Annotated in this window: 18 protein-coding genes; 2 read left to right on the top strand and 16 right to left on the bottom strand. The window is 41.7% G+C overall.

The window, feature by feature from the left end; genetic code table 11:
* Positions 1 to 213: 213 nt before the first annotated feature.
* The 12 genes from ATS72_RS13425 to prlC form a co-directional block, all read right to left on the bottom strand.
* On the bottom strand, positions 214 to 1,641 hold the full coding sequence (locus ATS72_RS13425; RefSeq protein ID WP_058428271.1) for an NAD-dependent succinate-semialdehyde dehydrogenase: 1,428 nt from the start codon (positions 1,639 to 1,641) through the stop codon (positions 214 to 216).
* Between the two features lie 177 nt (positions 1,642 to 1,818).
* Positions 1,819 to 2,157, bottom strand: coding sequence for an ISC system 2Fe-2S type ferredoxin (fdx, locus tag ATS72_RS13420; protein WP_006791979.1), 339 nt, complete (start codon positions 2,155 to 2,157; stop codon positions 1,819 to 1,821).
* Between the two features lie 11 nt (positions 2,158 to 2,168).
* On the bottom strand, positions 2,169 to 4,031 hold the full coding sequence (gene hscA / locus ATS72_RS13415) for a Fe-S protein assembly chaperone HscA (RefSeq protein ID WP_058428270.1): 1,863 nt from the start codon (positions 4,029 to 4,031) through the stop codon (positions 2,169 to 2,171).
* 41 nt (positions 4,032 to 4,072) lie between these two features.
* Entirely contained in the window at positions 4,073 to 4,600 is a 528-nt protein-coding gene (gene hscB, locus ATS72_RS13410; RefSeq protein ID WP_008131647.1) for a co-chaperone HscB, read from the bottom strand.
* A 75-nt stretch (positions 4,601 to 4,675) separates the two neighbouring features.
* Positions 4,676 to 4,999, bottom strand: a complete 324-nt coding sequence (gene iscA, locus ATS72_RS13405) for an iron-sulfur cluster assembly protein IscA (RefSeq protein ID WP_006791976.1) — start codon at positions 4,997 to 4,999, stop codon at positions 4,676 to 4,678.
* A gap of 12 nt (positions 5,000 to 5,011) precedes the next feature.
* A complete protein-coding gene (iscU, locus tag ATS72_RS13400) occupies positions 5,012 to 5,395 on the bottom strand; it encodes a Fe-S cluster assembly scaffold IscU (RefSeq protein WP_006791975.1) in 384 nt (127 codons plus the stop codon).
* A 48-nt stretch (positions 5,396 to 5,443) separates the two neighbouring features.
* Positions 5,444 to 6,661, bottom strand: a complete 1,218-nt coding sequence (locus tag ATS72_RS13395; protein ID WP_058428269.1) for an IscS subfamily cysteine desulfurase — start codon at positions 6,659 to 6,661, stop codon at positions 5,444 to 5,446.
* Between the two features lie 24 nt (positions 6,662 to 6,685).
* Positions 6,686 to 7,177 carry a Fe-S cluster assembly transcriptional regulator IscR gene (gene iscR, locus ATS72_RS13390; protein ID WP_006791973.1) on the bottom strand — a complete coding sequence of 164 codons (492 nt, stop codon included), beginning with the start codon at positions 7,175 to 7,177 and terminating at the stop codon, positions 6,686 to 6,688.
* A 232-nt stretch (positions 7,178 to 7,409) separates the two neighbouring features.
* Positions 7,410 to 8,135: a tRNA (cytosine(32)/uridine(32)-2'-O)-methyltransferase TrmJ gene (trmJ, locus tag ATS72_RS13385; protein WP_039036282.1), complete on the bottom strand. Its 726-nt coding sequence runs from the start codon at positions 8,133 to 8,135 to the stop codon at positions 7,410 to 7,412.
* Between the two features lie 103 nt (positions 8,136 to 8,238).
* Positions 8,239 to 8,994: a class I SAM-dependent methyltransferase gene (locus ATS72_RS13380; RefSeq protein WP_058429133.1), complete on the bottom strand. Its 756-nt coding sequence runs from the start codon at positions 8,992 to 8,994 to the stop codon at positions 8,239 to 8,241.
* 57 nt (positions 8,995 to 9,051) lie between these two features.
* Entirely contained in the window at positions 9,052 to 10,230 is a 1,179-nt protein-coding gene (locus ATS72_RS13375; RefSeq protein WP_058428268.1) for a response regulator, read from the bottom strand.
* Between the two features lie 138 nt (positions 10,231 to 10,368).
* Positions 10,369 to 12,408 (bottom strand): oligopeptidase A, encoded by a 2,040-nt coding sequence (gene prlC, locus ATS72_RS13370; RefSeq protein ID WP_058428267.1) that lies wholly within the window; start codon positions 12,406 to 12,408, stop codon positions 10,369 to 10,371.
* A gap of 332 nt (positions 12,409 to 12,740) precedes the next feature.
* Between prlC and gorA the strand changes: the two genes are divergently transcribed.
* Entirely contained in the window at positions 12,741 to 14,102 is a 1,362-nt protein-coding gene (gorA, locus tag ATS72_RS13365; protein ID WP_058428266.1) for a glutathione-disulfide reductase, read from the top strand.
* Between the two features lie 181 nt (positions 14,103 to 14,283).
* Positions 14,284 to 15,138 (top strand): mechanosensitive ion channel family protein, encoded by an 855-nt coding sequence (locus ATS72_RS13360; protein ID WP_058428265.1) that lies wholly within the window; start codon positions 14,284 to 14,286, stop codon positions 15,136 to 15,138.
* A gap of 52 nt (positions 15,139 to 15,190) precedes the next feature.
* Here ATS72_RS13360 and tldD read toward each other — a convergent pair whose 3' ends face one another.
* From tldD to rng, 4 genes are read right to left on the bottom strand one after another with little or no spacing between them, the layout of a single operon-like run.
* On the bottom strand, positions 15,191 to 16,630 hold the full coding sequence (gene tldD / locus ATS72_RS13355; RefSeq protein ID WP_006793128.1) for a metalloprotease TldD: 1,440 nt from the start codon (positions 16,628 to 16,630) through the stop codon (positions 15,191 to 15,193).
* Positions 16,627 to 17,466: a carbon-nitrogen hydrolase family protein gene (locus ATS72_RS13350; RefSeq protein WP_058428264.1), complete on the bottom strand. Its 840-nt coding sequence runs from the start codon at positions 17,464 to 17,466 to the stop codon at positions 16,627 to 16,629. Before ATS72_RS13350 ends, tldD begins: the two co-directional genes overlap by 4 nt.
* Entirely contained in the window at positions 17,459 to 21,322 is a 3,864-nt protein-coding gene (locus ATS72_RS13345) for a YhdP family protein (RefSeq protein WP_058428263.1), read from the bottom strand. Before ATS72_RS13345 ends, ATS72_RS13350 begins: the two co-directional genes overlap by 8 nt.
* Positions 21,322 to 22,794: a ribonuclease G gene (gene rng / locus ATS72_RS13340; RefSeq protein ID WP_006793125.1), complete on the bottom strand. Its 1,473-nt coding sequence runs from the start codon at positions 22,792 to 22,794 to the stop codon at positions 21,322 to 21,324. Before rng ends, ATS72_RS13345 begins: the two co-directional genes overlap by 1 nt.
* Between the last annotated feature and the right edge of the window lies 1 nt (position 22,795).

Genomic DNA, 22,795 nt, shown 5'->3' with positions numbered 1-22,795 from the left:
ACACGGGGTTATTTCTACTTATAGAAATCCTTTTACTTTTTATTTGGTTTTTAGTGTTGTTTTATTAACAAAAAATATGTGGCAAAGGTAGCACTTAGTCCTTGCTGTATCAATAGCAAAAAGAAAAGTTCATGATTTCGCCATATTATTGTAATAAACAAACGTTACCGAAACACAGCCTAAGAACCTTAAGCGTAAAATCGCGGATTGCTGTTAAATTTTAATACATACGTACTTTTCTTCTAGGTATTCATTAAGTCCTTGGTGTCCACCCTCTCGCCCTAAGCCAGATTGTTTTACCCCACCAAACGGAGCAACGGGGTTTGATATAACCCCTTCATTTACGCCTATCATGCCAAATTCAAGCCCTTCACTAATGCGGTAAACTTGTTTTAAATCTTGGCTATAAAAATAAGCGGCTAACCCATAGGGCACATCATTAGCAAGCGCAAGCACTTCAGCCTCTTCATCAAAAGGGATGACCGTTAATACAGGGCCAAATACTTCTTCGTGGTATATATCCATTTCAGTCGTTACGTTAGTAACAATGAGCGGGTTTTGAAAGCTGCCGCCTAAGCTGCTGTTATCCCCTATTAGGTCTGCGCCTTTATCAAGTGCATCTTGCACAAGCTGCTGCACTTTCTCTTTCGCTTTTGGATAAATTAGCGGGCCAATATCTACGTCCTCTTCAAACCCATTGGCTACTTTTAATGAGGCTACTTTAGGCGTAATTTTACTCAGCACTTCATCTAAAATACTGCGCTGAATAAAAATGCGGTTTGCGGCTACACATGCTTGGCCACTGTTTCTAAATTTAGCCGCCATAAGCCCGTCAATCGCATCATCGAGATCCGCATTATCAAAAATGATAAACGGCGCATTGCCGCCTAATTCCATTGAGGTACGCTTAACCGTGTCGGCACATTGCTTAAGTAATTGGCTACCAACACCTGTAGAGCCAGTAAAAGTAAACTTACGGATAATATGTGAGTCAGTGAGCATTTTACCCACTGTTTTTGCGTCTTGCGATACAAGTACGTTAAATGCCCCTTTAACAAAGCCAGCTTGGTCGGCTAGGTATGCTAATGCAATCGCGCATAGCGGCGTATGCTCAGAAGGCTTTAATATAAAACTACAGCCTGCAGCATATGCTGGCGCCACTTTACGTGTCACCATAGCAACCGGGAAGTTCCAAGGAGTAATACCTGCTACAACGCCTACAGGCTGCTTAAAACTGGTTAAACGGTGGTTCTTGTCGGTAGGTGGGATCACATCGCCATAACTTCGCTTGGCTTCTTCTGCAAACCATTTTATAAAGCCTGCACCGTAATCTATTTCGCCCAGCGATTCTTTAAGCGGCTTACCTTGCTCTTTAGTCATTAATTCAGCTAATGCTTGTTTGTGCTTGATCACAAGCTCATACCAGCGCATTAGCGTTTCACTACGCTCAGTGGCGTTAGTGTTTTTTAATTTTACAAAAGCGCCCTGTGCGGCAGTTATGGTGCTATTAACGCCTTGCTCGTCTATATCACTTACTTCAATAATACTTTGTTGGGTAGCGGGATCGTTAACGCTAAAATGTTCATTGGTTTTATAAAATTCACCATCAATAAACGAGTCACAAAAAATTAGATTACTCAAAGTACACCTCCGAAAAATATTTTAGGGGTTAGCTTTTAATGCGTGGCATAGAGCCAAGGCTAACTCTTTACGTCTACAAAATAACTTACGAGCTTTACTCGTCACGCCTACAATTTACAAACAAAAAAGCCGCTGTATTAAACAGCGGCTTTTAATAGATTAGTCGTTAATTAAAAACTAGTGCTCTTCATTAACGATATTGAGATTGTACTTAGGTATTTCAACCACTAAGTCTTCATCTCTAATTATTGCTTGGCAACCAAGGCGCGACTCAGGCTCTAAGCCCCACGCTTTGTCTAGCATATCGTCTTCTAGGTCGTCACTTTCATCAAGTGAATCAAACCCTTCACGAATAACTAAATGACAGGTAGTACAGGCACACGACTTTTCACATGCATGTGGAATGCTTATGCCATTTTTAAGCGCCGCGTCGAGCACTGTTTGCCCCTCAGGTGCTTCAATTGCAGCGCCGTCAGGACACAATTCAGGATGTGGAAGAAAAACAATTTGTGGCATTCTAATCTCTCTTAAATGTTGTCTACTGACTGACCCGTTAGGGCTTTTTTAATTGATGCATCCATTCTGCGCGATGCAAATTCACTACTGGCGTTATCTACTTTTTCGATAGCCGCTTTAATTTCGCTAGGTTGTTGAGCATTTTCGCGCACTTTTACCAGCTCTGCAATTTCAGCTCTTAAACTTGTAAGCTGAGCGTCATCAAGTAACGCGCCATCAGCATCTAATGAAGCATTTAGTGCCTCAATAACACGAAGAGCCTCAACTTGTTGCTCTTTAAGCATACGTGCTTGCATGTCGTCTTTTGCGTTGCTCATCGACTCTTTTAGCATGTTAGCCACTTGGTCGTCAGATAAACCAAACGAAGGTTTAACCTGAATTTCGGCTTGCACACCCGTTGATTTTTCCATCGCTGAAACACTTAATAAACCATCAGCATCTACTTTAAAGGTAACCCGAATATGCGCAGCGCCTGCTGCCATTGGTGGAATACCTTTTAAGCTAAACTTAGCAAGTGAACGACAATCGTCAACCAGCTCACGCTCACCTTGTAATACATGCAAAGACATCGCCGTTTGGCCATCTTTAAACGTCGTAAATTCTTGAGCACGCGCTACCGGAATAGTGGTGTTACGCGGAATAATTTTTTCAACCAAACCGCCCATGGTTTCAAGTCCAAGCGACAGTGGCAGTACATCAAGTAATAACATGTCTGAGTCTGGCTTATTGCCAATGAGCACGTCTGCTTGTAGTGCTGCACCCAATGCCACAACGCGGTCAGGGTCGATTGAGGTTAGCGGTTCTTTATCAAAAAAGCTATGTACTTGGCTGCGTACCAGTGGCATACGCGTTGAACCGCCGACCATAATAACTTGTAAAACTTCTTCGTTTTCAATGCCAGCATCTTTAACAGCTCGGCGACACGAACGCAGTGTTTTTTTAACCAGTGGCATAGCCATTTCGTCAAATGTTTCGCGCGTTACTTCTACCGTGTGGTTTTGCCCGTCAAACTCAAGCCCTACATTTACTTTTGCGTATTGGCTTAACGCTTCTTTACAGGCTTTGGCTTTGTTAATAAATAAACGTAAAACCGAAGGTGATAACGCTGACACACCGGTTTGCTGCTTAAAGTAATCAACGAGTAGTGAATCAAAATCGTCACCACCTAAGCTTGAGTCACCGCCAGTTGCCATTACTTCAAACACACCTTGGTGTAAACGAAGAACAGAAATATCAAATGTACCACCGCCTAAGTCGTAAACGGCAATGATCCCTTCTTGGCCCGAATCTAAACCATAGGCAACAGCCGCCGCTGTTGGCTCGTTTAACAAGCGTAATACATTAATGCCAGCCAGCTCTGCTGCATCTTTAGTACTTTGACGCTGAGCATCATCGAAATACGCAGGAACAGTAATAACAGCGCCTAAAATTTCTTGATTACCAAAACTTTGTTCTGCACGCGCTTTCAACGCGGCTAATATGTGGCTTGACGCTTTAACTGGGCTGACTTTTCCAGCTTCAGTTTGAATGGCAAGCGAGCCATTATCTTCACAAAATTGATACGGTAATTGGCCGTAGCTTTGCTCTATTTCAACCTGTGTTTTGCCTAAAAAACGCTTTACCGAAATAAGTGTATTTGCAGGGTCTTGTGTTGCAGCTTGAGCCGCATCGCTACCCACAGTAATACCACCGGCTTGATAACGAACAACCGACGGCAACATTGCCGCACCTAACTCATCTGTTAAAGTGCGCGCTTCGCCACTTTGTACGGTAGCAACTAATGAATTAGTAGTGCCAAGGTCAATACCTATGGCTAGTTTGTGTTCGTGTGGTGCCGCGCTTTGCCCCGGCTCAGCAATTTGCAATAATGCCATAATGCTCTTTAAACTCGTTTTGCTCGCTTTACAGCAAGTAATTAATCGTCAAATAAACTGTCTTCAATGCGTTCTAGTTCGTCACGTAATTTATAAACAAACTTCAGTTTACGAATATTATCAGCAGCTAGTTGGTACTGTTGCTCGTTGCTGCTTGCTAACTGTTCTGCAAGTTGTGCACTGTATTGCTCGTTAAGTTGTTTTATTTGTTTTTCAAAATTAGCAATGGCCGCATCCGGGTCACTCGCTGATGCAAGCTCTTCAAGCTCTTCGCGCAATTCCATTTGTTGCATTAAAAATAATGGATCTTGCAGTGTTTGTTGCTCGGCGCGAATATCAACTCCCAGCTCGCTTAACATATACTCAGCACGTTTAACTGGATGCTTAAGTGTTTGCAAGGCATCGTTAATTTCTGCAGCACTTTGCACAGACATTAACTTATCACGGCTGCTTGCATTGGCATGGCGGTCGGGATGTACAGCACGCTGTAATTCTAGGTAATTTTTATTAATCGTTGCTAAATCAATATTATAATCAACGGGCACTGCAAATAATTCAAAGTAACGCATAGCTTCAACCAGTAATATTCAGAAATAACAAAGCCCTACAGTTGCAGGGCTTCAAAATACAATTACACGTAGCAATTAAACGGTAAAGCTTTCGCCACAACCACACTCGTCAGCTTGGTTAGGGTTATTAAATTTAAACCCTTCATTTAAGCCTTCTTTAGTGTAATCGAGCTCTGTGCCATCGATGTAAACTAAGCTTTTTGCGTCAACTATTAAAGTAACGCCTTTAGCCGCAAAGGTTTCATCGTCTTCGTTTAACTCGTCAACAAACTCAAGTACATAAGCAAGACCTGAACAGCCCGTCGTTTTAATGCCAACGCGCAGACCTAACCCTTTGCCGCGGTTTGCTAAAAATGATTGTACGCGGTTTGCTGCCGCATCTGTCAATGTCACTGCCATGAGTTTCTCTTCTTACTTCGCTTGTTTGCTTTTGTAGTCTGCAATTGCTGCTTGAATTGCATCTTCGGCTAAAATTGAACAGTGAATTTTCACTGGTGGTAATTCTAGCTCAGCACTGATATCAGTGTTTTTGATGGTTGCTGCTTCATCAAGTGTTTTACCCTTAACCCACTCTGTTACAAGTGAAGAAGAGGCAATTGCGCTGCCACAACCGTAGGTTTTGAATTTTGCATCTTCAATAACGCCAGTATCCGATACTTTAATTTGCAATTTCATTACGTCACCACATGCTGGTGCGCCTACCATACCCGTTGCCACTGACGGATCGTTTTTGTCTAGAGCACCTACGTTACGTGGGTTTTCTACGTGGTCGATTACTTTATCACTGTACGCCATAATTCTATCCTCATTACCTGCTAGGGTATGTGCCTACATCACTAATTATTAGTGGTGAGCCCATTCAACTGAATCTAAATCAACACCTTCTTGATGCATCTCCCAAAGTGGAGACATTTCACGTAGGCGACCGATAGAGTTTTTCATTAATTCAACGGTGTAATCAATCTCTTCTTCGGTAGTAAAACGACCAATACTGAAACGAATTGAGCTGTGTGCTAATTCGTCGTTACGGCCAAGTGCACGTAAAACATAAGAAGGCTCTAAGCTTGCAGATGTACAGGCTGAACCTGACGATACCGCAATGTCTTTTACTGCCATAAGTAACGATTCACCTTCAACAAAGTTAAAGCTGATGTTTACAATACCCGGTACTGATTGGTCTTGTGTGCCGTTAAAATATACTTCGTCCATATCAGCCATAATGCCGTCGATTAGGCGTTTACGTAATGCGCTGATGTGTGCAAAATCTTTTTCAAAATCTTCTTTTGCGATTCTAAATGCAGTACCCATACCCACTAACTGATGAGTTGCAAGTGTACCTGAACGCATACCACGCTCATGACCGCCACCGTGCATTTGCGCTTCTAAACGAGCACGTGGTTTACGACGAACGTAAAGCGCACCTACACCTTTAGGGCCGTATGCTTTGTGCGCAGAGAACGACATAAAATCAACTTTAAGTTGTTGTACGTCAATAAGTACTTTACCTGCACTTTGCGCAGCATCTACGTGGAACATGATTTTACGTTCACGACACATTTCGCCAATCGTCGCAATGTCTTGAATTACACCTAGCTCGTTATTCACGTGCATGATGCTAACAAGTACTGTGTCGTCACGCATTGTGTCTGCTAGCTTTTGCAGATCAAGCAAGCCATTTTCTTCAACGTCCATATAGGTTACTTCAAAACCTTGACGTTCTAATTCGCGACATGTGTCGATGACTGCTTTGTGCTCAGTTTTAGCGGTAATAACGTGCTTACCTTTCTTTTTGTAAAACTGTGCTGCACCTTTAATAGCTAGGTTATTTGATTCAGTTGCACCCGAAGTGAACACAATTTCACGTGGGTCTGCATTTACTAAATCAGCAATATCTGTACGTGCTTGGTCAACGGCTTCTTCAGCTTGCCAACCAAAACGGTGTGAACGTGATGCAGGGTTACCAAATTTACCGTCCATTGTAAGGCATTGCATCATTTCTTTAGCAACACGCTCATCAACAGGCGTGGTTGCTGCGTAATCTAAATAAATCGGTAACTTCATTTCTCTCTCCGCTGCAGGTCAACCTTAAAGTTGACAGCTTACTTGAATGTTTTCCAACTGCTTAATTGCGTTATTGATACTGTTATCTTGGCGCGATGCAATTTCTTTCACATCTGATTTTTCCACCAATTCAGCAAGGGTAATACTGTTCAAAAATTCTTCTATACGTGCGCTCAAGTCTGACCATAAATTATGGGTTAAACAGCGCATACCGCTTTGGCAGCCAGTGTTGGCGCCTTGGCAACGTGTTGCATCAACCGATTCATCAACTGCGGTAATAATGTCACCAACAGAAATAACACCGGCTTCTCGCCCTAGTAAATAGCCGCCACCAGGTCCTCGAACCGAACTTACCAAGCCATTTTTACGCAGCCGAGCAAATAATTGTTCAAGGTATGACAAAGAAATTTCTTGTCTTTGTGAAATATCAGCAAGGGCGACAGGACCAACACCTGTGTGCAGCGCAACATCAAGCATCGCTGTAACGGCATATCGGCCTTTTGATGTTAATTTCATAACGCCCCCTGCACAAAGAGTGCAAATTTTAATTACCAGAGTAAATTAGTCAAGTATTATCACTTGATAAAAATTTGATTTAAAAACATATCGCTCAAAGTGAATGTAGTTAACAAATTTTTAATACCTGACCTGTTTGGTCAAGTATTGTCTCCATTGTAATTACCTGAGTAATTTAGTCAAGTATTAGCCAGTTATTTAAACACCCGTTTATATAACTAATTGCTATACCTTACTTAGGAATCGATTTATTTATAGAGGTAAGAATACCGCGCAAAATGTTCATTTCAGCCTCTTCTGGGCGTGCACGGTTAAATAAACGACGAAGCTTTGTCATCACAATACCTGGGTGCTGTTTGATAATAAAACCTGTGTTATAAAGTGTTTCTTCTAGGTGATCGTAAAATAACTCTGTTTGTTTTGAGTTAGGGTAAACGGTGTCGTCTTGTGCTTCTTGCTTAGGTTGCTTATTTAAAAATGCCATACGTGTTTCGTAAGACAAAGTTTGCACAGCCATAGCAAGATTTAGCGAGCTATATTCTGGGTTAGCTGGAATGCATACATGGTAATTACACAGCTGTAGCTCTTCGTTAGTTAAACCACTGTTTTCACGGCCAAACACTAATGCCACAGGACCATTTTCAGCTTCTGCCACCAGCTTTTCACCACACTCGCGAGGCTCAACCATAGGCCATGAAAGCGTGCGCGAACGTGCGCTTGTACCAATGGTTAATGCACAATCAGCAATAGCGTCTTCAAGCTTATCAACAATCACTGCATTGCCTAATACATCGCTGGCACCTGCAGATAACGCACTTGCATGGCTATCAATTTCACAAGCAGGGTCAACTAAATAGAGTTTTGATAAACCCATTGTTTTCATGGCGCGAGCCGCCGAACCTATATTACCTGAGTGTGATGTGTTAACTAAAACAACGCGAATATCGTCTAAGATCATTGCTGTGCTTCTTACTAATGCCAAAAAATTGCGCGAATTCTAACATAAAAGCACACTAAGATCCTAGATCCTTAAACCCGATCAACACTCGTAATAAGGGCCTTTAAACCATGGCCGCTTTTACATACACATCAAAACGGTTCTTTTTAGTTTTAATTTGCATGCTGGGGGTTTTGTCATTTAAAAACGGGGCGTAATCAGGGCGCTTAACCACCACTCGCTTGCTGGCAAGTGGGTAGGCAAATTCAAGTAAATCATCGGCGTCGGTATCTGCACCTACTAACTCTTGAAATACGCGCATTTCTTTTTTTACTAAGGCTGACTTTTCACGGTGTGGGAACATAGGATCTAAATAAACCACATCGGGCATGCTTTCACATTGGGCAAGTAACGTGTGGCTGGAGCCAAACACTAAGCTCATATTGTCTTTCATCCAAGGGCCAATTTCTGTGTCGCTGTAAGCTCTGTTTAAACCATCGGCCAGCAGTGCAGCAACCACCGGATGACGCTCATGTAAAATAACCTTGCACCCTAATGATGCTAATACAAAGCCATCGCGGCCCAAACCTGCGGTTGCATCCAGTACTACAGGCGTTGCCCCTTTATTAAGGCCAACCGCTTTTGCAATAGCTTGCCCCTTACCGCCACCAAATTTTCGCCTGTGAGCGGCTGCTCCGGTAACAAAATCAACGTTAATGGCACCTAATTTAGGTTCATCAGTTTTAAATAAACTCAGCCCTGTATCGTCATAGTGCAGGCTAAAACCTTGGCTATTTTGTTGCCAATTTACTAAACCAAAACGCGTTTCTAATTCATTTAAATACGGGCGACACTCTTTAAAGGCACACTGAATAACCACAATACACTCCGACGATAAAATACCGCCAGAGTATATCAACCAGCGAGCTTAAGCGCACTAAAATAGCTCTATGTCAGGGTCTTGGTCATTTGCCGGCTCAATGTCTTCAACTTTATGGCGTAAACTCTGTAAAAACTCACTGCGGCTTTGTGTTACTTGCTCAAACTGATATTTTATAAACGCTAAATCGCTATTGGCAGACACCAGTAACTGCATAGTATGTTCGAGCTGCGATATACATGAATCAATATCGGCGGGGTTTAAATTATTCTTTTGAAGCTCAATGGCTGTATTTAATGCCTCTAGTTGTGCACAAAACTGCTCTGCTACATTACTTTGCGTGATATTTTGAGCATTAAACTGGCTTATTATATCTTCCAGTGCCGTGCTAATTTGTTCAGCTTGCTGGTAATTTTTTTCGTTTCTTTCCATAGTAACGACCTTTTCATTGGTAACCTCTAAAATATGAGGAAACAAATCTTTATAACGCCCATATTTTTCGCTCTCATCGACGGGCATATTTTTTACCAGCAACGATAGTTTTGGATAATTAATGATAGTGCTCTCGCCTATATCAACAAACCGCTGTGCATCTTTATGTTGCGCCAATAACTCCTGCACTAGTGGGCATACACCACCTTGTAAGCTGTAAAATTCACTTTTATGCTGATACCAAAATACAACCACTACATCCAAATTAAGAGGAGTAAAAAACCCTAAGAAGAACTCACTCAACGTTTGTAAGCTGTTGGCATGATAACTTTGTCCAACGTAGCGCATAATTCGACCCATATCTCCCGACTCGGTCATCGCCATTGCAGCCGTTTTGTTGGCTTTATTTATATCGCTTTCGAGTTTGACGCATTGCTGGCGATACGCATAAAGTATTTTAATACGCGCCATTAGCTCCTGTGCATTAAACGGTTTCATTATGTAGTCAGACGCACCAACGCTGTAGCCTTTCACTCGGTCGATAAGCGCTTCTTTTGATGACAAAAACATAACCGGAATATCTTTTGTATCGGCATTTTGTTTTATTTCTTGGCAGACTTGATAACCCGACTTACCCGGCATTTCTATGTCGAGAAGGATAATATCGGGTTTATGTTCGTTTATTAACCTTAGCCCCTCCTCGCCCTCTTTAGCATGAAGAAGTTTACAAAACCCAGCTAGAGACTCTTCAATAATGAGGTGGGTTAATTTATCGTCATCAATGGTAAGTACTAACTTTTCCATACACAAATCCGTTTAGTTGAGCATGCTTAGAGCATAGTACGGCGTGCTGAAATTACTAACGTTTATAGCCTATTATCTAAAAACAATAAAAAAAGCGCCTAAAAGGCGCTTTTGTTAAATTTAATAAACGATATATTTTTAAGCTGAAATGCCGCTGTGGCGAAGTAACGCATCAACACGTGGCTCGCGGCCTCGGAAGTTTTTAAATAATTCCATAGGCTCTTCACTGCCGCCTTTTTCTAGAATATGCTGCATGAAGGCTTGCCCTGTTTGTGGGTTAAAAATTCCTTCCTCCTCAAACTTAGCGTAAGCATCGGCCGATAATACTTCAGCCCATTTATACGAGTAATAACCGGCACTGTAGCCACCTGCAAAAATATGGCTAAACCCGTGCTGGAAACGGTTAAACTCAGGAGCGTGAACAACGGATGTACGACTGCGCACATCGTTTAATACAGCTTGGATTTGACACGGCTCGCCCGCGACATAATCGTTATGAATTTTAAAATCAAATAACGAAAACTCAATTTGACGCAGCATTTGCATGCCTGAGTTATAGTTTTTAGCGGCCAATAACTTATCAAGCAATTCTTTTGGTAATGGCTCGCCGGTTTCAAAATGGCCCGAAATAAAGCTCAGCGCTTCTTCCTCGTAACACCAGTTCTCTAAAAATTGACTTGGTAGCTCTACGGCATCCCATGCTACGCCATTAATACCTGCTACGGGAGCAGCATCAACTTGAGTCAGCATGTGGTGAATACCGTGGCCAAACTCATGGAATAAAGTCGTTACTTCATTATGGGTAAACAAAGCTGGTTTATCGCCTACCGCTTTATTAAAGTTACATACTAAGTAAGCTACAGGGGTTTGTAACTCGCCATTAGCGCGTACCTTACGACCCATACAATCGTCCATCCACGCGCCACCGCGTTTGCGATCGCGTGCGTAAAGATCTAAGTAAAAACGTCCTCGTAGCGTGTTATTGCTATCAACAATTTCAAAAAAGCGCACATCTTTGTGGTATGTGTCAAAATCGGTTACTTCGTTTACGCTAATGCCAAATAAGCGGTTAACTGTTTCAAATAAGCCACTCAATACTTTATTAGCAGGAAAATAAGGACGTAGTACTTCATCAGAAATTGCGTATTTTTCTTGTTTTAGTTTTTCGCCATAGTAGCCAAAGTCCCACGCTTCTAACTCTGTAATTCCGTGTTTTTGTGCTGCATACGCTCTGAGTTCTGCCACTTCTTGCTCTGCTTGCGGCTTAGATTTAGCGGCTAAATCTTCTAAGAACGAAAACACTTGCTCTGGTGTTTCAGCCATTTTTGTTGCTAATGATTTTTCAGCGTAGCTTTTAAACCCTAATAACTGCGCAAGCTCATGGCGAAGTGCAAGTGCTTCTTTCATTATGTCTGAGTTATCAAACTCTCCCGCATTTGGGCCTTGATCAGATGCGCGTGTGCTAAATGCGGTGTAGGTTTCTTTACGAAGTTCACGGTTATCAGCGTAAGTCATAATTGGCAAGTAAGATGGAAAATCAAGCGTAAATACCCAACCGTCCAGCTCTTTACTTTTAGCTGTATCAGCAGCAAGCGCTAGTGCAGACTCGGGGAGTCCGGCTAAATCGGCTTCATCAGTAATGTGCTTGTGCCACGCCAAGGTCGCATCCATTACATTGTTACCAAACTTAGATGAAAGCTCAGATAAACGCGCACTAATTTCGCCGTAACGCTTTTGATCTTCGCTCGCTAATGCAATACCCGACAATTTAAAGTCACGCAAGGCGTTAGTAATTGATTTTTGTTGTGCTGTGGTGAGTGTTTTAAATTCGTCACTGTTGTACAAAGCATTATACGCTTCGTATAAACCTTGATGCTGACCAACAAACGTAGAGTACTCAGAAATAAGCGGTAAACACTGCTCGTATGCTTCACGCAGTTCGTCGTTATTCATAACAGAATTTAAATGAGAAACAGGCGAAAATAATCGCGATAGTTTATCGTCGGCTTCTTCAAGTGGTAACACTAAGTCATCCCACGTGTATGACTTTTTCGCAAGTACGTCTTCGATGGCTTTTCGACAATTTGCTATTCCGTCTTTAAGTGCCGGTACTACAAATTCAGGCTTAATTTTAGAAAATGGTGGTAAGCCTTCAAGGCCAATTAGTGGGTTGCTCATAAATACTCTCTTTGCGTTAATGCATTTCATTTTTAGATTGGGTCTAAAAGTTAAAAAACAACATACTTTTTATTAATCTAGCTATTCAAAAGCCATTAATAACTACTTTTAGGCTCGGTAATAATGAAATGCCTACAGGTAATGCAATCTAAAGCGAGCCCGGTTACGTACTGCAGATATTCTGTTTGGTACTGACTTAACGTATCGCTTTATATCGATAAGGCTGTAAATGTGAATGTTTTTTTACTCAACATAGGTCATCTAAACACTCTTTATTTTTAAAACTTAATGTTATGCTTATGCGCATAAAACTCAACGCCTAAGGACTTAAAATGACACAACACTTTGATTACATTGCAATTGGCGGTGGCAGCGGTGGCATTGCTTCTGCAAACAGAGCTGCAATGCGCGGTGCTAAAGTGGCACTTATTGAAGCAAAACACATGGGTGGTACCTGTGTAAACGTAGGCTGTGTGCCTAAAAAGGTTATGTGGCACGGCGCACAAGTAGCCGAAGCAATTAACTTATATGCACCCGATTACGGTTTTAACGTTGAGGTAAAAGACTTTAATTGGAGTAAGCTAGTAGAAAGTCGTGAAGCCTATATTGGCCGAATTCATAAAGGGTACGACAACGGTTTAGCAAGTAATGGCGTTACCGTTATTAAAGGCTTTGCTACCTTTATCGACAGCAAAACAGTAGAAGTAAATGGTGAACACTACACCGCCGATCATATTTTAGTGGCTGTAGGTGGGCGCCCTACTATTCCAAACATTCCGGGCGCTGAGCATGGTATTGATTCAAATGGCTTTTTTGAACTTAATGAACAGCCTAAACGCGTAGCTGTAATCGGTGCAGGTTACATTGCCGTAGAAATTGCGGGTGTATTACATAGTTTAGGCACAGAAACACATTTATTCGTGCGTAAAAGTAAGCCTCTACGTACATTTGACCCCTACATAATCGACACGCTCGTCGATATTATGGCTAAAGAAGGTCCGACTCTTCATACTGAATGCTCCCCTAAAGAAGTAATCAAAGAAAGTGACGGCAGTTTAACTATTCATTTTGAAAACGGTTACAGCCAAAATGTTGACCAAGTTATTTGGGCCATTGGTCGTACACCTACAACAGACAAAATAAATCTTGCGGCAGCCGGTGTAGAAGTAAATGAAAGCGGTTATGTAAAAGTAGATGAATACCAAAATACGACTGCTAAAAACGTTTATGCAGTGGGTGATATTATTGAAGGCGGTATTGAGCTTACTCCTGTGGCAGTTAAAGCAGGCCGCACGTTATCAGAACGCTTATTTAATAAAGCACTCCCTGATGATTTAAAAATGGATTACAGCCTAGTACCAACAGTCGTATTTAGTCATCCACCTATCGGCACCATTGGTTTAACCGAGCAAGAAGCGATTTCTCAATACGGTGGCGAAAACGTGAAAGTGTATAAATCAAGCTTTGCTGCTATGTACACCGCGGTAACTCAGCACCGCCAAGCATGTAATATGATGCTAGTTTGCGCAGGGGAAGAGGAAAAAGTGGTTGGCTTACATGGGCTTGGTTTTGCCGTTGATGAAATGATTCAGGGCTTTGCCGTAGCGATGAAAATGGGCGCAACTAAAGCTGACTTTGATGCTGTTGTTGCACTACATCCAACGGGCTCTGAAGAGTTTGTTACCATGCGCTAAGCTATTTAACCTAAACTCTGGATAATAAATCTCTTAACCAGAGTTCAAGTTATTTACTAATTTAACTAGGCCCCTTACAGTTATGTGTTAAGGGGCCTTTTTATTAGGGTAAAATTTGCTTATTAGCTAAATAACTCAATATACTAGCGTGTGTTTATCAACATACCTACAACTGGATATTATGATTACTGATATATTGCTACACCCGTTTCTTGTTTCAATTGTTATGCTTAGTTTTGCACTTGGATTAAAAGTACTTGTTGATAAATTAGCGAGAAACCGCGCAGAAAAAAAAGACAAAGATATTCGCTACATTGCTCATAACATTAAGCATTTTATTAATTTTGTGTTGGTGCTATCGCTGTTGTTTGTGTGGTCGACTGAAATTCAAAATTTTGCGTTATCTATTGCGGCCTTTGCGGTTGCCATTGTTTTAGCTACGCGAGAATTTATTCAATGTGTTATTGGCTTTTTTTACTTAGTCACCACACGGCCATTTAGGGTAGGCGACTGGGTGCAAGTCGGTGAATATTACGGTGAAGTAGCAGAAACAGACTGGATAAAAACAACCATGCATGAAATAGACATGCACACTTATCAGTTTTCAAGAAAAACGATTTACATACCTAATAATAAACTCATCACCAGCCCGATTAAAAATCTAAATTATGTAAAACGCTTTGCAACTCATAGCTTTACTATTGTTCGAAAAGAGAGCTTTAACCCTTACCCAATTTACGACACGCTCTCGGTAAAAGCTAAAATGTACTGTGAAGAGTTTGAAGAGCTCGCCACTCGTTATAACTCGATTATTGAGCGAAAACTAGATGCAAAAATATCGGGCCCAGCACCTGAAATACACTTTGGAACAACCGAATTGGGGGAGTTTAGAGCACGCTTTACGCTATTTTGCCCAACCGAGCAGGCACTGGACATAGAGCATAAACTAACTGAGTGTTTTATGGCGCTATGGTATGAAGAAGAAATGAAGCATAAAATTGCATTAAGCGAAGTAAATAACCAAGTAACTAGCTGATAGAGCGACTAGGCGCGAACGGTTTCGCGCCTAAACTTTATCGGTTAGGCCTTTAAGCTGTTCCACCTACCGTTAGCTGATCAATTTTAAGGCTCGGTTGCCCTACGCCAACCGGAACACTTTGCCCATCTTTACCACACACGCCAACACCTTTATCAAGTGCTAAGTCGTTACCTACCATTGAAATATGCTGCATGACTTCAGGGCCATTACCAATTAGGGTTGCGCCTTTGATTGGCTGTGTAATTTTACCGTTTTCGATTAAGTAGGCTTCTGATGCACTAAATACAAATTTACCCGAGGTAATATCAACCTGCCCGCCACCAAAGTTAGGCGCAAACACGCCTTTTTTAACGCTACTGATAATATCGGCTTGGCTATGCTCGCCACCTAACATATAGGTATTTGTCATGCGTGGCATAGGTAAATGCGCATACGACTCTCGACGCGCATTACCGGTTGGGTTAACCCCCATTAAACGTGCGTTTAGCTTATCCTGCATGTAGCCTTTTAAAATACCATTTTCGATAAGCACATTATAAGCAGCAGGCGTGCCTTCATCATCTACGTTTAGAGAGCCGCGACGATCGGCCATGGTGCCATCGTCAACTACGGTACATAGCTCAGAAGCCACTTTTTGCCCTACTTTGCCACTAAACGCTGATGCGCCTTTACGGTTAAAGTCGCCTTCAAGGCCATGGCCTACCGCTTCGTGTAAAAGTACACCTGGCCAACCATTTCCTAATACCACTTCCATAGTGCCAGCTGGCGCGTCAATAGCTTCTAGGTTGACTTTAGCTTGGCGTACAGCTTCTTGTGCAAACTCCATCCAACGTGGTTTACCGTTTACCAGCTCTTTAAAATAGCCGTAATCTAAACGTGCTCCACCGCCAGCGCCACCGCGCTCACGACGGCCATTTTTTTCAAGCAATACTGAGCAGTTTAAACGAATAAGCGGGCGAATATCGGTAGCAAATGTACCGTCACTGGCCGCAATTAATACTTCTTCGTATACTGCTGACATAGAGCTAATTACTTGCTCAGCGTCGGGTGCCAATTCTCGAATGTAGTTTTCAAGCTCGCGTAATAAACTCACTTTATCGCTATCGCTCATACTTGAGATTGGTTGATGTGGCGCAAATTGCATTTTTGCTGATACATCACTAAATACTTTAATGGTTTTATCTTCACCTGCATCGGCAATACTGCGAGCTGCTGTAGCGGCTTTGTTTAGCGCTTCTAAGTTGATAGCATCCGAATATGAAAAACCTGTTTTCTCGCCGCTTACTGCACGAACGCCAACGCCGCGCTCAACATTGTATGAGCCCTCTTTTACTAAGCCATCTTCCAGTACCCACGACTCGTGATGACTCGATTGAAAGTATAAATCGGCGTAATCTACTTTGTGCTGATGTATGTAAGCGAGCGTTTTTTCGAGCTCTTCTCTATTTAGTTGGCTGTCGTGTAATAAATGCTGTTCAACCGAATTCATAATAAATGCTCTCTAAATCGTTGATGAGACTGCACAGGCATATCTCGTCTAATTTTTTGTAACGGCTCTAAATCAGCGTTAGCGCTAATAAAACCTGTACCGCTGGGTAAATTACTTAAAGTATTACCCCAGGGTGAAATAATAATACTGTGGCCATATGTTTGGCGGCCATTTTCATGTGTGCCGTATTGGGCTGCAGCAACCACATAACATTGGGTTTCTATCGCTCGCGCCGCTAATAATGGTTGCCAGTGTGCTTGACCAGTCACCATTGTAAATGCACTTGGCACTAAAATAACTTCAGCACCTTTACGTGCAAGCGCATTAAATAAGGCACTAAAACGCAGATCATAACACACTGTTAGACCTAGTTTACCAAAGGGAGATTCAACCACAACCACATCACTTCCTGCTTGGGTAAAATCAGATTCGCGGTAACTCCCTGTTTTATCATCAACGTTTACATCAAATAGATGTATTTTATTATACGTTGCGACGCACTCACCTTGATTATTATATAAATGTGAGGCGGCATAATATTTAGTATTATTGTATGGTTCAGGTATTGTGCCTGCGTTTAACCAAATATTATGGTGTTTACATAATTGGCTTATTTGACGTTTGTATTGCTCAATGTGCTTAGCTGTTGAGAGCGTATCTTGACCGCTTTTGCTAAACACTAAAAAGGCCTCAGGGAGACATACAAGTAATGGCCGTGATGCGGGAAGTGTGTTTAATGCTTTTTTAAGTTCTGCAATATTGTCGTCAGCATTTAAACCAGAACACATTTGTAAAGCAAGTATATTGTGGTTACTAGGGTTCGCTAAATTAGTCATTAGTTGCGGTTACTTCAGCATCTTTAAGTTTTAAATCGACTGAAGCTTGGGGCTGGTTTTGCGCCGCTTGTGGTAATGTAACTTCACGGCTTTTACGATCGAGCTCCTGAACAACAGGCTCACTCATGGTGCCAGTCACTTTAAAGTTAATCTCAGAAATTACGCGCGCAGAGTGTATTACTTTATCTAGTGCCAATGCTGCTAGCCCTGTTACTGGGTTTACCATCCACGCCACAATAACGGGAATACTTGAGGTGACCTGCGGTGCAACAGCGAGATCGTAGTTGATATCAAGCGTATTTAAATTTGCATAGCCTTTTATGGTTAAATCAGCCGGAACGCCATCCATTTTAGTGTCTTTTGTATAAGCGATACCGTTCTCTAATTGCATAGAACCTTGCATGCTGTTGTAGAAAAACCCTTTTGAAAATACATCTCTAAAATCAAGTTTTAGTTTTCGAACCAACGAATCTAGGCTCAACAACGAAAAAACCCGTGCGCCACCATCACTAATTTCTGTTAGGTGCCCTTCTCCTAAATCCCAATCAATTTCACCACTGAGGCTCGGAACATCAAATGAGTAAGGTGCGGCTTGCCAAGCAAGATTGTAATTTATAGTGGCCTTAGAGCCTTTGATAGCCGTGGTAATATCAAACTCATCAAACAACGCACCTATATCATCACTTTTAACTTCACCGCTTAACTGTGTGGTGCCATCTTTCCATTGCCCTTTCGTGCGCAAAATATGATCGCCTTTATCAACAACCAACTCAGAAATAACCAAACGTTTACCGTCGCCAAGTAACGAGGCGCTTACTTTATCTAATTGGTAGTTGGTAATTTTACAATCTGCACATTCAAACTCTATAGCAGGTAAGTTCGTCAGCCACGTTAAATCGGTGTCAGGGTCTGCTTTTGCAGCCTCAGTGATGGGCGCTTCAATTTGCTCTGCAAAATTCACCCGTAAATAATCAGCGTTAAATCGAATAGGCTGGCTGCGCTGCGAGGTAGGAATAAATACACCTGCACGTAATTCTTTGGCGTTTAATTTTAAATACACATTGCTTTGCTCAGGGGCTAGGCGCATTTCAAAGTCATTAAACACCATACTACTAATATCGAGCATGCCAATATTTGCGACTATCTCGTTAAGCGGTGGCATGATACCTTGTGGTTCTGGGTCATCCTCGTTTTGGGCCGCACTAATGATTTGATCAATAAGATCAACCCAAGGTACAAGTTCGGTTTGCTCTAGGTTTATTGAAACGCTTAAGTCTTGTGAATTTAGCCCTAAATCTTGCTTACCTATAACAAAATGCGCATTACTAAATTGCGATTTTCCATTTTCTAATATTGCATTAAAATAAAACTGCTTATTTATCTGTGCAGTTATAAGGTTTGAAATGTCATCGCCTTGAACAACCGCATCAAGAATCCACGGTTGTGCCTCTGCTTTTTTGTATGGTGTTGGCAATTTACTTGTTAACCCAACAAGGTCAGATTTAACCTGTGCACGATAATTAAACCCTTGCTCGGTAAAATTAAGCACTAGTCCAATATCAACTGCACTTTGCCCTTCAAGTGACCCTTTTAAAATACCTTGCCCGCTATCGATTAAAGTATTGGCATCAAGTTGTGCATTAATATTTATGTTTGCTTTGTAGTCACTCGCTTCACTTTGGCTGTTGTAATTAAGTGCCAGCGGCATCCCAAGCCATGTAGCGGTGGCATTTTTAAGTTCGATATTATCGTTTTTAAAGTTAAGCACGCCGGTTAAGTTATTTAACGCAATACCGGGTGTGGCAATAAATACAGGTAAACCATCTAGCTTGACAGTGCCGCTAACACTGGCACCACCTTCAAACTTTGAACCGACCAGTAACTCAATGCTGGCATCGGCTTCACCTTGGCCTTGTATTACCTCAAAAATATCAGCTAACGGGCTCGCAATGGGCGTGGATTTAAAAAAGGTGTACAGGTTTTCCATCGGTGCTTTTTTATCTATTTGCACCACAAGCTCATCGGCATTCATTAAATCGTTAATGCTAACTTTAACGCTGTTACCCACATCTAAATTAACTAAAGAGCCTTGTTGGCTGTAAATATCCATGCGTTCATTAGCAAAATGTAGTTTTACCTTTGCATCTGTTACTGCTGGCCACTGCGGGTCAAACTGATAGGTGGCATTGTCAATTTGAGCAAGTACATCAAATTGCCCTGAGCTATCTTTAAATGGGAATCCTGATAACGGCCCTGCAAATAGAACCTGCGCTTTTGATATTTCACCGCCTTTTATAGCCCCGTTTAGGTAGCTAACTAATTCTGGGTTCATCGCTTTTAACGGAAAATAATGACCGGCAATACTGGCATCCTCTGCAAATGCCTCTGCGTATAAATCAAGACGCGGTGTATCACCAAAGCTCAGCTGCATTTCTGCGGCTAGCGTTATCTCATTGTTATCAAACCAAATATTATCACTGCTAATACGCCAGTTATTATTTTGCTTTACGAGGTCTAATTCTATATTGAGCTGGTTATACTTAATGTTGTCACTAAAACTATCGCCAGTTAATAAAGTGCCGTTTTCGCCAAATAAGCTGATACGGCCTTTATCTTGATTTAATAAACCGCTTACGCGTAAACCTTGCGCAGCAGGCACTGAATTAAGCTCTTGCCAGCCTATGTTATTGGCGTTAAACCATACTTGCCAATGCTGGTTACTCTCATAATTAACGTACGCCTGCTGTATTTGGCCACTTGGTTTGCGTTTTAAAAACGGGTCGAGAGAGTCAAAATTTGTCAGCGCTGCCAAATTAGCCAGTAGCGCTATATCTATTTGATTTAACCAAATTTGATTATTTTCACCAAGTTGAGCCTCAAACTCTAAGCTTGGCCATGTCGTATTATTGTTATTAAACGCTAAACCAGTGCTTTTTAAAAACCAATTACCTTGCTCGGGATAAAGATGAAAGCCACCTTCACTTAAACTAACTTGCTGGCTTTGAGATTCATTAAACCAAGTAACAGAACTAGGCAGCCACTGCATTTTTATATCGTCAATTAGGCCTTTTTCAATTTTTAACCACGCCTGTAAATTGATATCGCTGGTTAATTGTTGTTTTTCAGTATTTATATATTGCGCCAACCAATTAGAGACATCCACCTTATTGGCTTGGACATACATATTGCCAGCAACTTCTTCTAAGCTTTCACCTTTGAGAGCAATGCGTGCGTCAAAGGTGCCCACTGTGATGCCAGGTAAAGCTAATGTTCCACTACCTAAATGTTGAGACTCTTCATTTTGCCAAATGATATTTTCAAGCAGAAGTTTTCGCTCTTTGTTATCGTCTAAAACAAAATTAACACTGGAGTTTTCTATTGCAAAATGACCGGTATTACCTAAAAACAGCCCTTCTATAAGCTCTTTTTGCTCAAACGAAACATCATCTTGATTACCGCTCTCAAACAGATCTGCCACGTTTACCGTGGTATGAAAGCCATTTATAACAAAGTAGTTAGACTTTAACTGCAGGGTTTTAATGCTTTCCCATAAATTAAGCTCTAAGCTAGTTTTTGCAATAGTGAGGGAAATTGGCGCAGTTTCGTTGTCTTTAAACGATAGCTCTTCAAGCACAAGGGCAGGACCATTTCCCTGCCAGCTTGCTGAAATAGCGCCAATAGATAAACTAATAGCAAACTTTTCGTCTAGGTAGGTTTCTATATCACCTTTGTAATCATTTGCGTAAGGGAGTGTGTACTTTAATATTGAAACAATAACGGCCAGTAATACTAAAATTATGGCGCAGGTTTGCCATAACTTTCTAAAACAAAAAAAACAGACCGCTTTTGCATTCATTACATCATTACCACATCAAACTGTTCTTGGCTGTATAAGCTTTCTGTTTGTATGTGTACTTGCTTACCTATAAATAGTTCAAGCTCAGCAAGATTGTGGTATTCATCATTAAGTAAGGCTTCACTTACTGCAGGGGCTGCATAAACCATAAATTTATCGGCTGCGTAAGCGCGGTTTACGCGAACAATTTCACGTAATATTTCGTAGCATACCGTTTCGACTGTTTTTTGTGAGCCGCGCCCTGAACATGCCGGGCATACATCACATAAAATATGCTCTAAGCTTTCGCGAGTGCGTTTTCGGGTCATTTCAACTAGCCCAAGTGCCGACAAACCATTGATATTTGTTTTAGTGCGATCCTTAGCTAGCGCCGACTCTAACGAATGTAACACACGGCTTTTATGCTCTTCGCTGACCATATCGATAAAGTCGATAATAATTATTCCACCTAAATTACGAAGCCTTAACTGGCGCGCAATGGCGGACGTTGCCTCGACATTAGTGTTAAAAATAGTCTCTTCTAGATTGCGATGGCCGACAAACGCACCGGTGTTTACGTCAACCGTAGTCATCGCTTCTGTTTGATCAATAATGATGTACCCGCCTGACTTTAACGTGACTTTGCGATGCAACGCTTTTTGCACTTCGTTTTCTACATCGAATAGGTCAAATATAGGTCGCTCACCCGGGTAGTACTCGAGTACCTGTGAAAGTTGCGGCACAAATTCTTCGGTAAAAATTTTTAGCTCTTGGTAGGTAAGCTTTGAGTCAACACGAATACGTTCCATGTCTTCACCTACGTAATCACGCAGTGTTCTAAAGGCAAGCGTTAGGTCTTCATGTAATATGGTTGCTTTACTGGTTTTTTTACGACGTGCGGTTATTTTTTCCCATAATTTTCTTAAAAAACCAGCATCGTGCCTTAACTCTGCTTCGCTTGCACCTTCAGCCGCGGTACGTACTATAAAACTGCCATTTTCATCGCCATATTCAGCAACAATTTTTTTAAGGCGTGATCGCTCTTCTTCAGTTTCTATCCGTTGGCTTACACCAACATGCGTTGCGTCTGGCATAAATACTAAGTAGCGAGATGGAATAGTGATGTCGGTAGTGAGTCTCGCGCCTTTTGTGCCTAATGGATCTTTAACCACTTGCACCATAATGTATTGACCTTGGCGCACTAACTCTCGTATATCTTGCACTTTTTTTATTGGTACATCGTCAACACCTTCAACAATGGAGGCACTGTTTACTATGTCTGATGCATGTAAAAATGCGGCTTTTTCTAAGCCAATATCAACAAAAGCGGCCTGCATTCCAGGTAAAACGCGGCTTATTTTTCCTAGATAGATATTGCCAACAATGCCTAGGTTACCAATTCGTTCTAACTGAATCTCTTGAAGCACACCGTTTTCGATTAGGGCAACACGACTTTCACTCGGTGTTACGTTGATCAGTAATTCTGTACTCATG

Origin of the sequence: Pseudoalteromonas sp. 13-15 (assembly GCF_001468205.2) — a bacterium.
In the GTDB taxonomy this organism is placed as follows: Bacteria; Pseudomonadota; Gammaproteobacteria; order Enterobacterales; family Alteromonadaceae; genus Pseudoalteromonas; species Pseudoalteromonas marina.
This window is presented reverse-complemented; position numbering and strand designations above follow the sequence as displayed.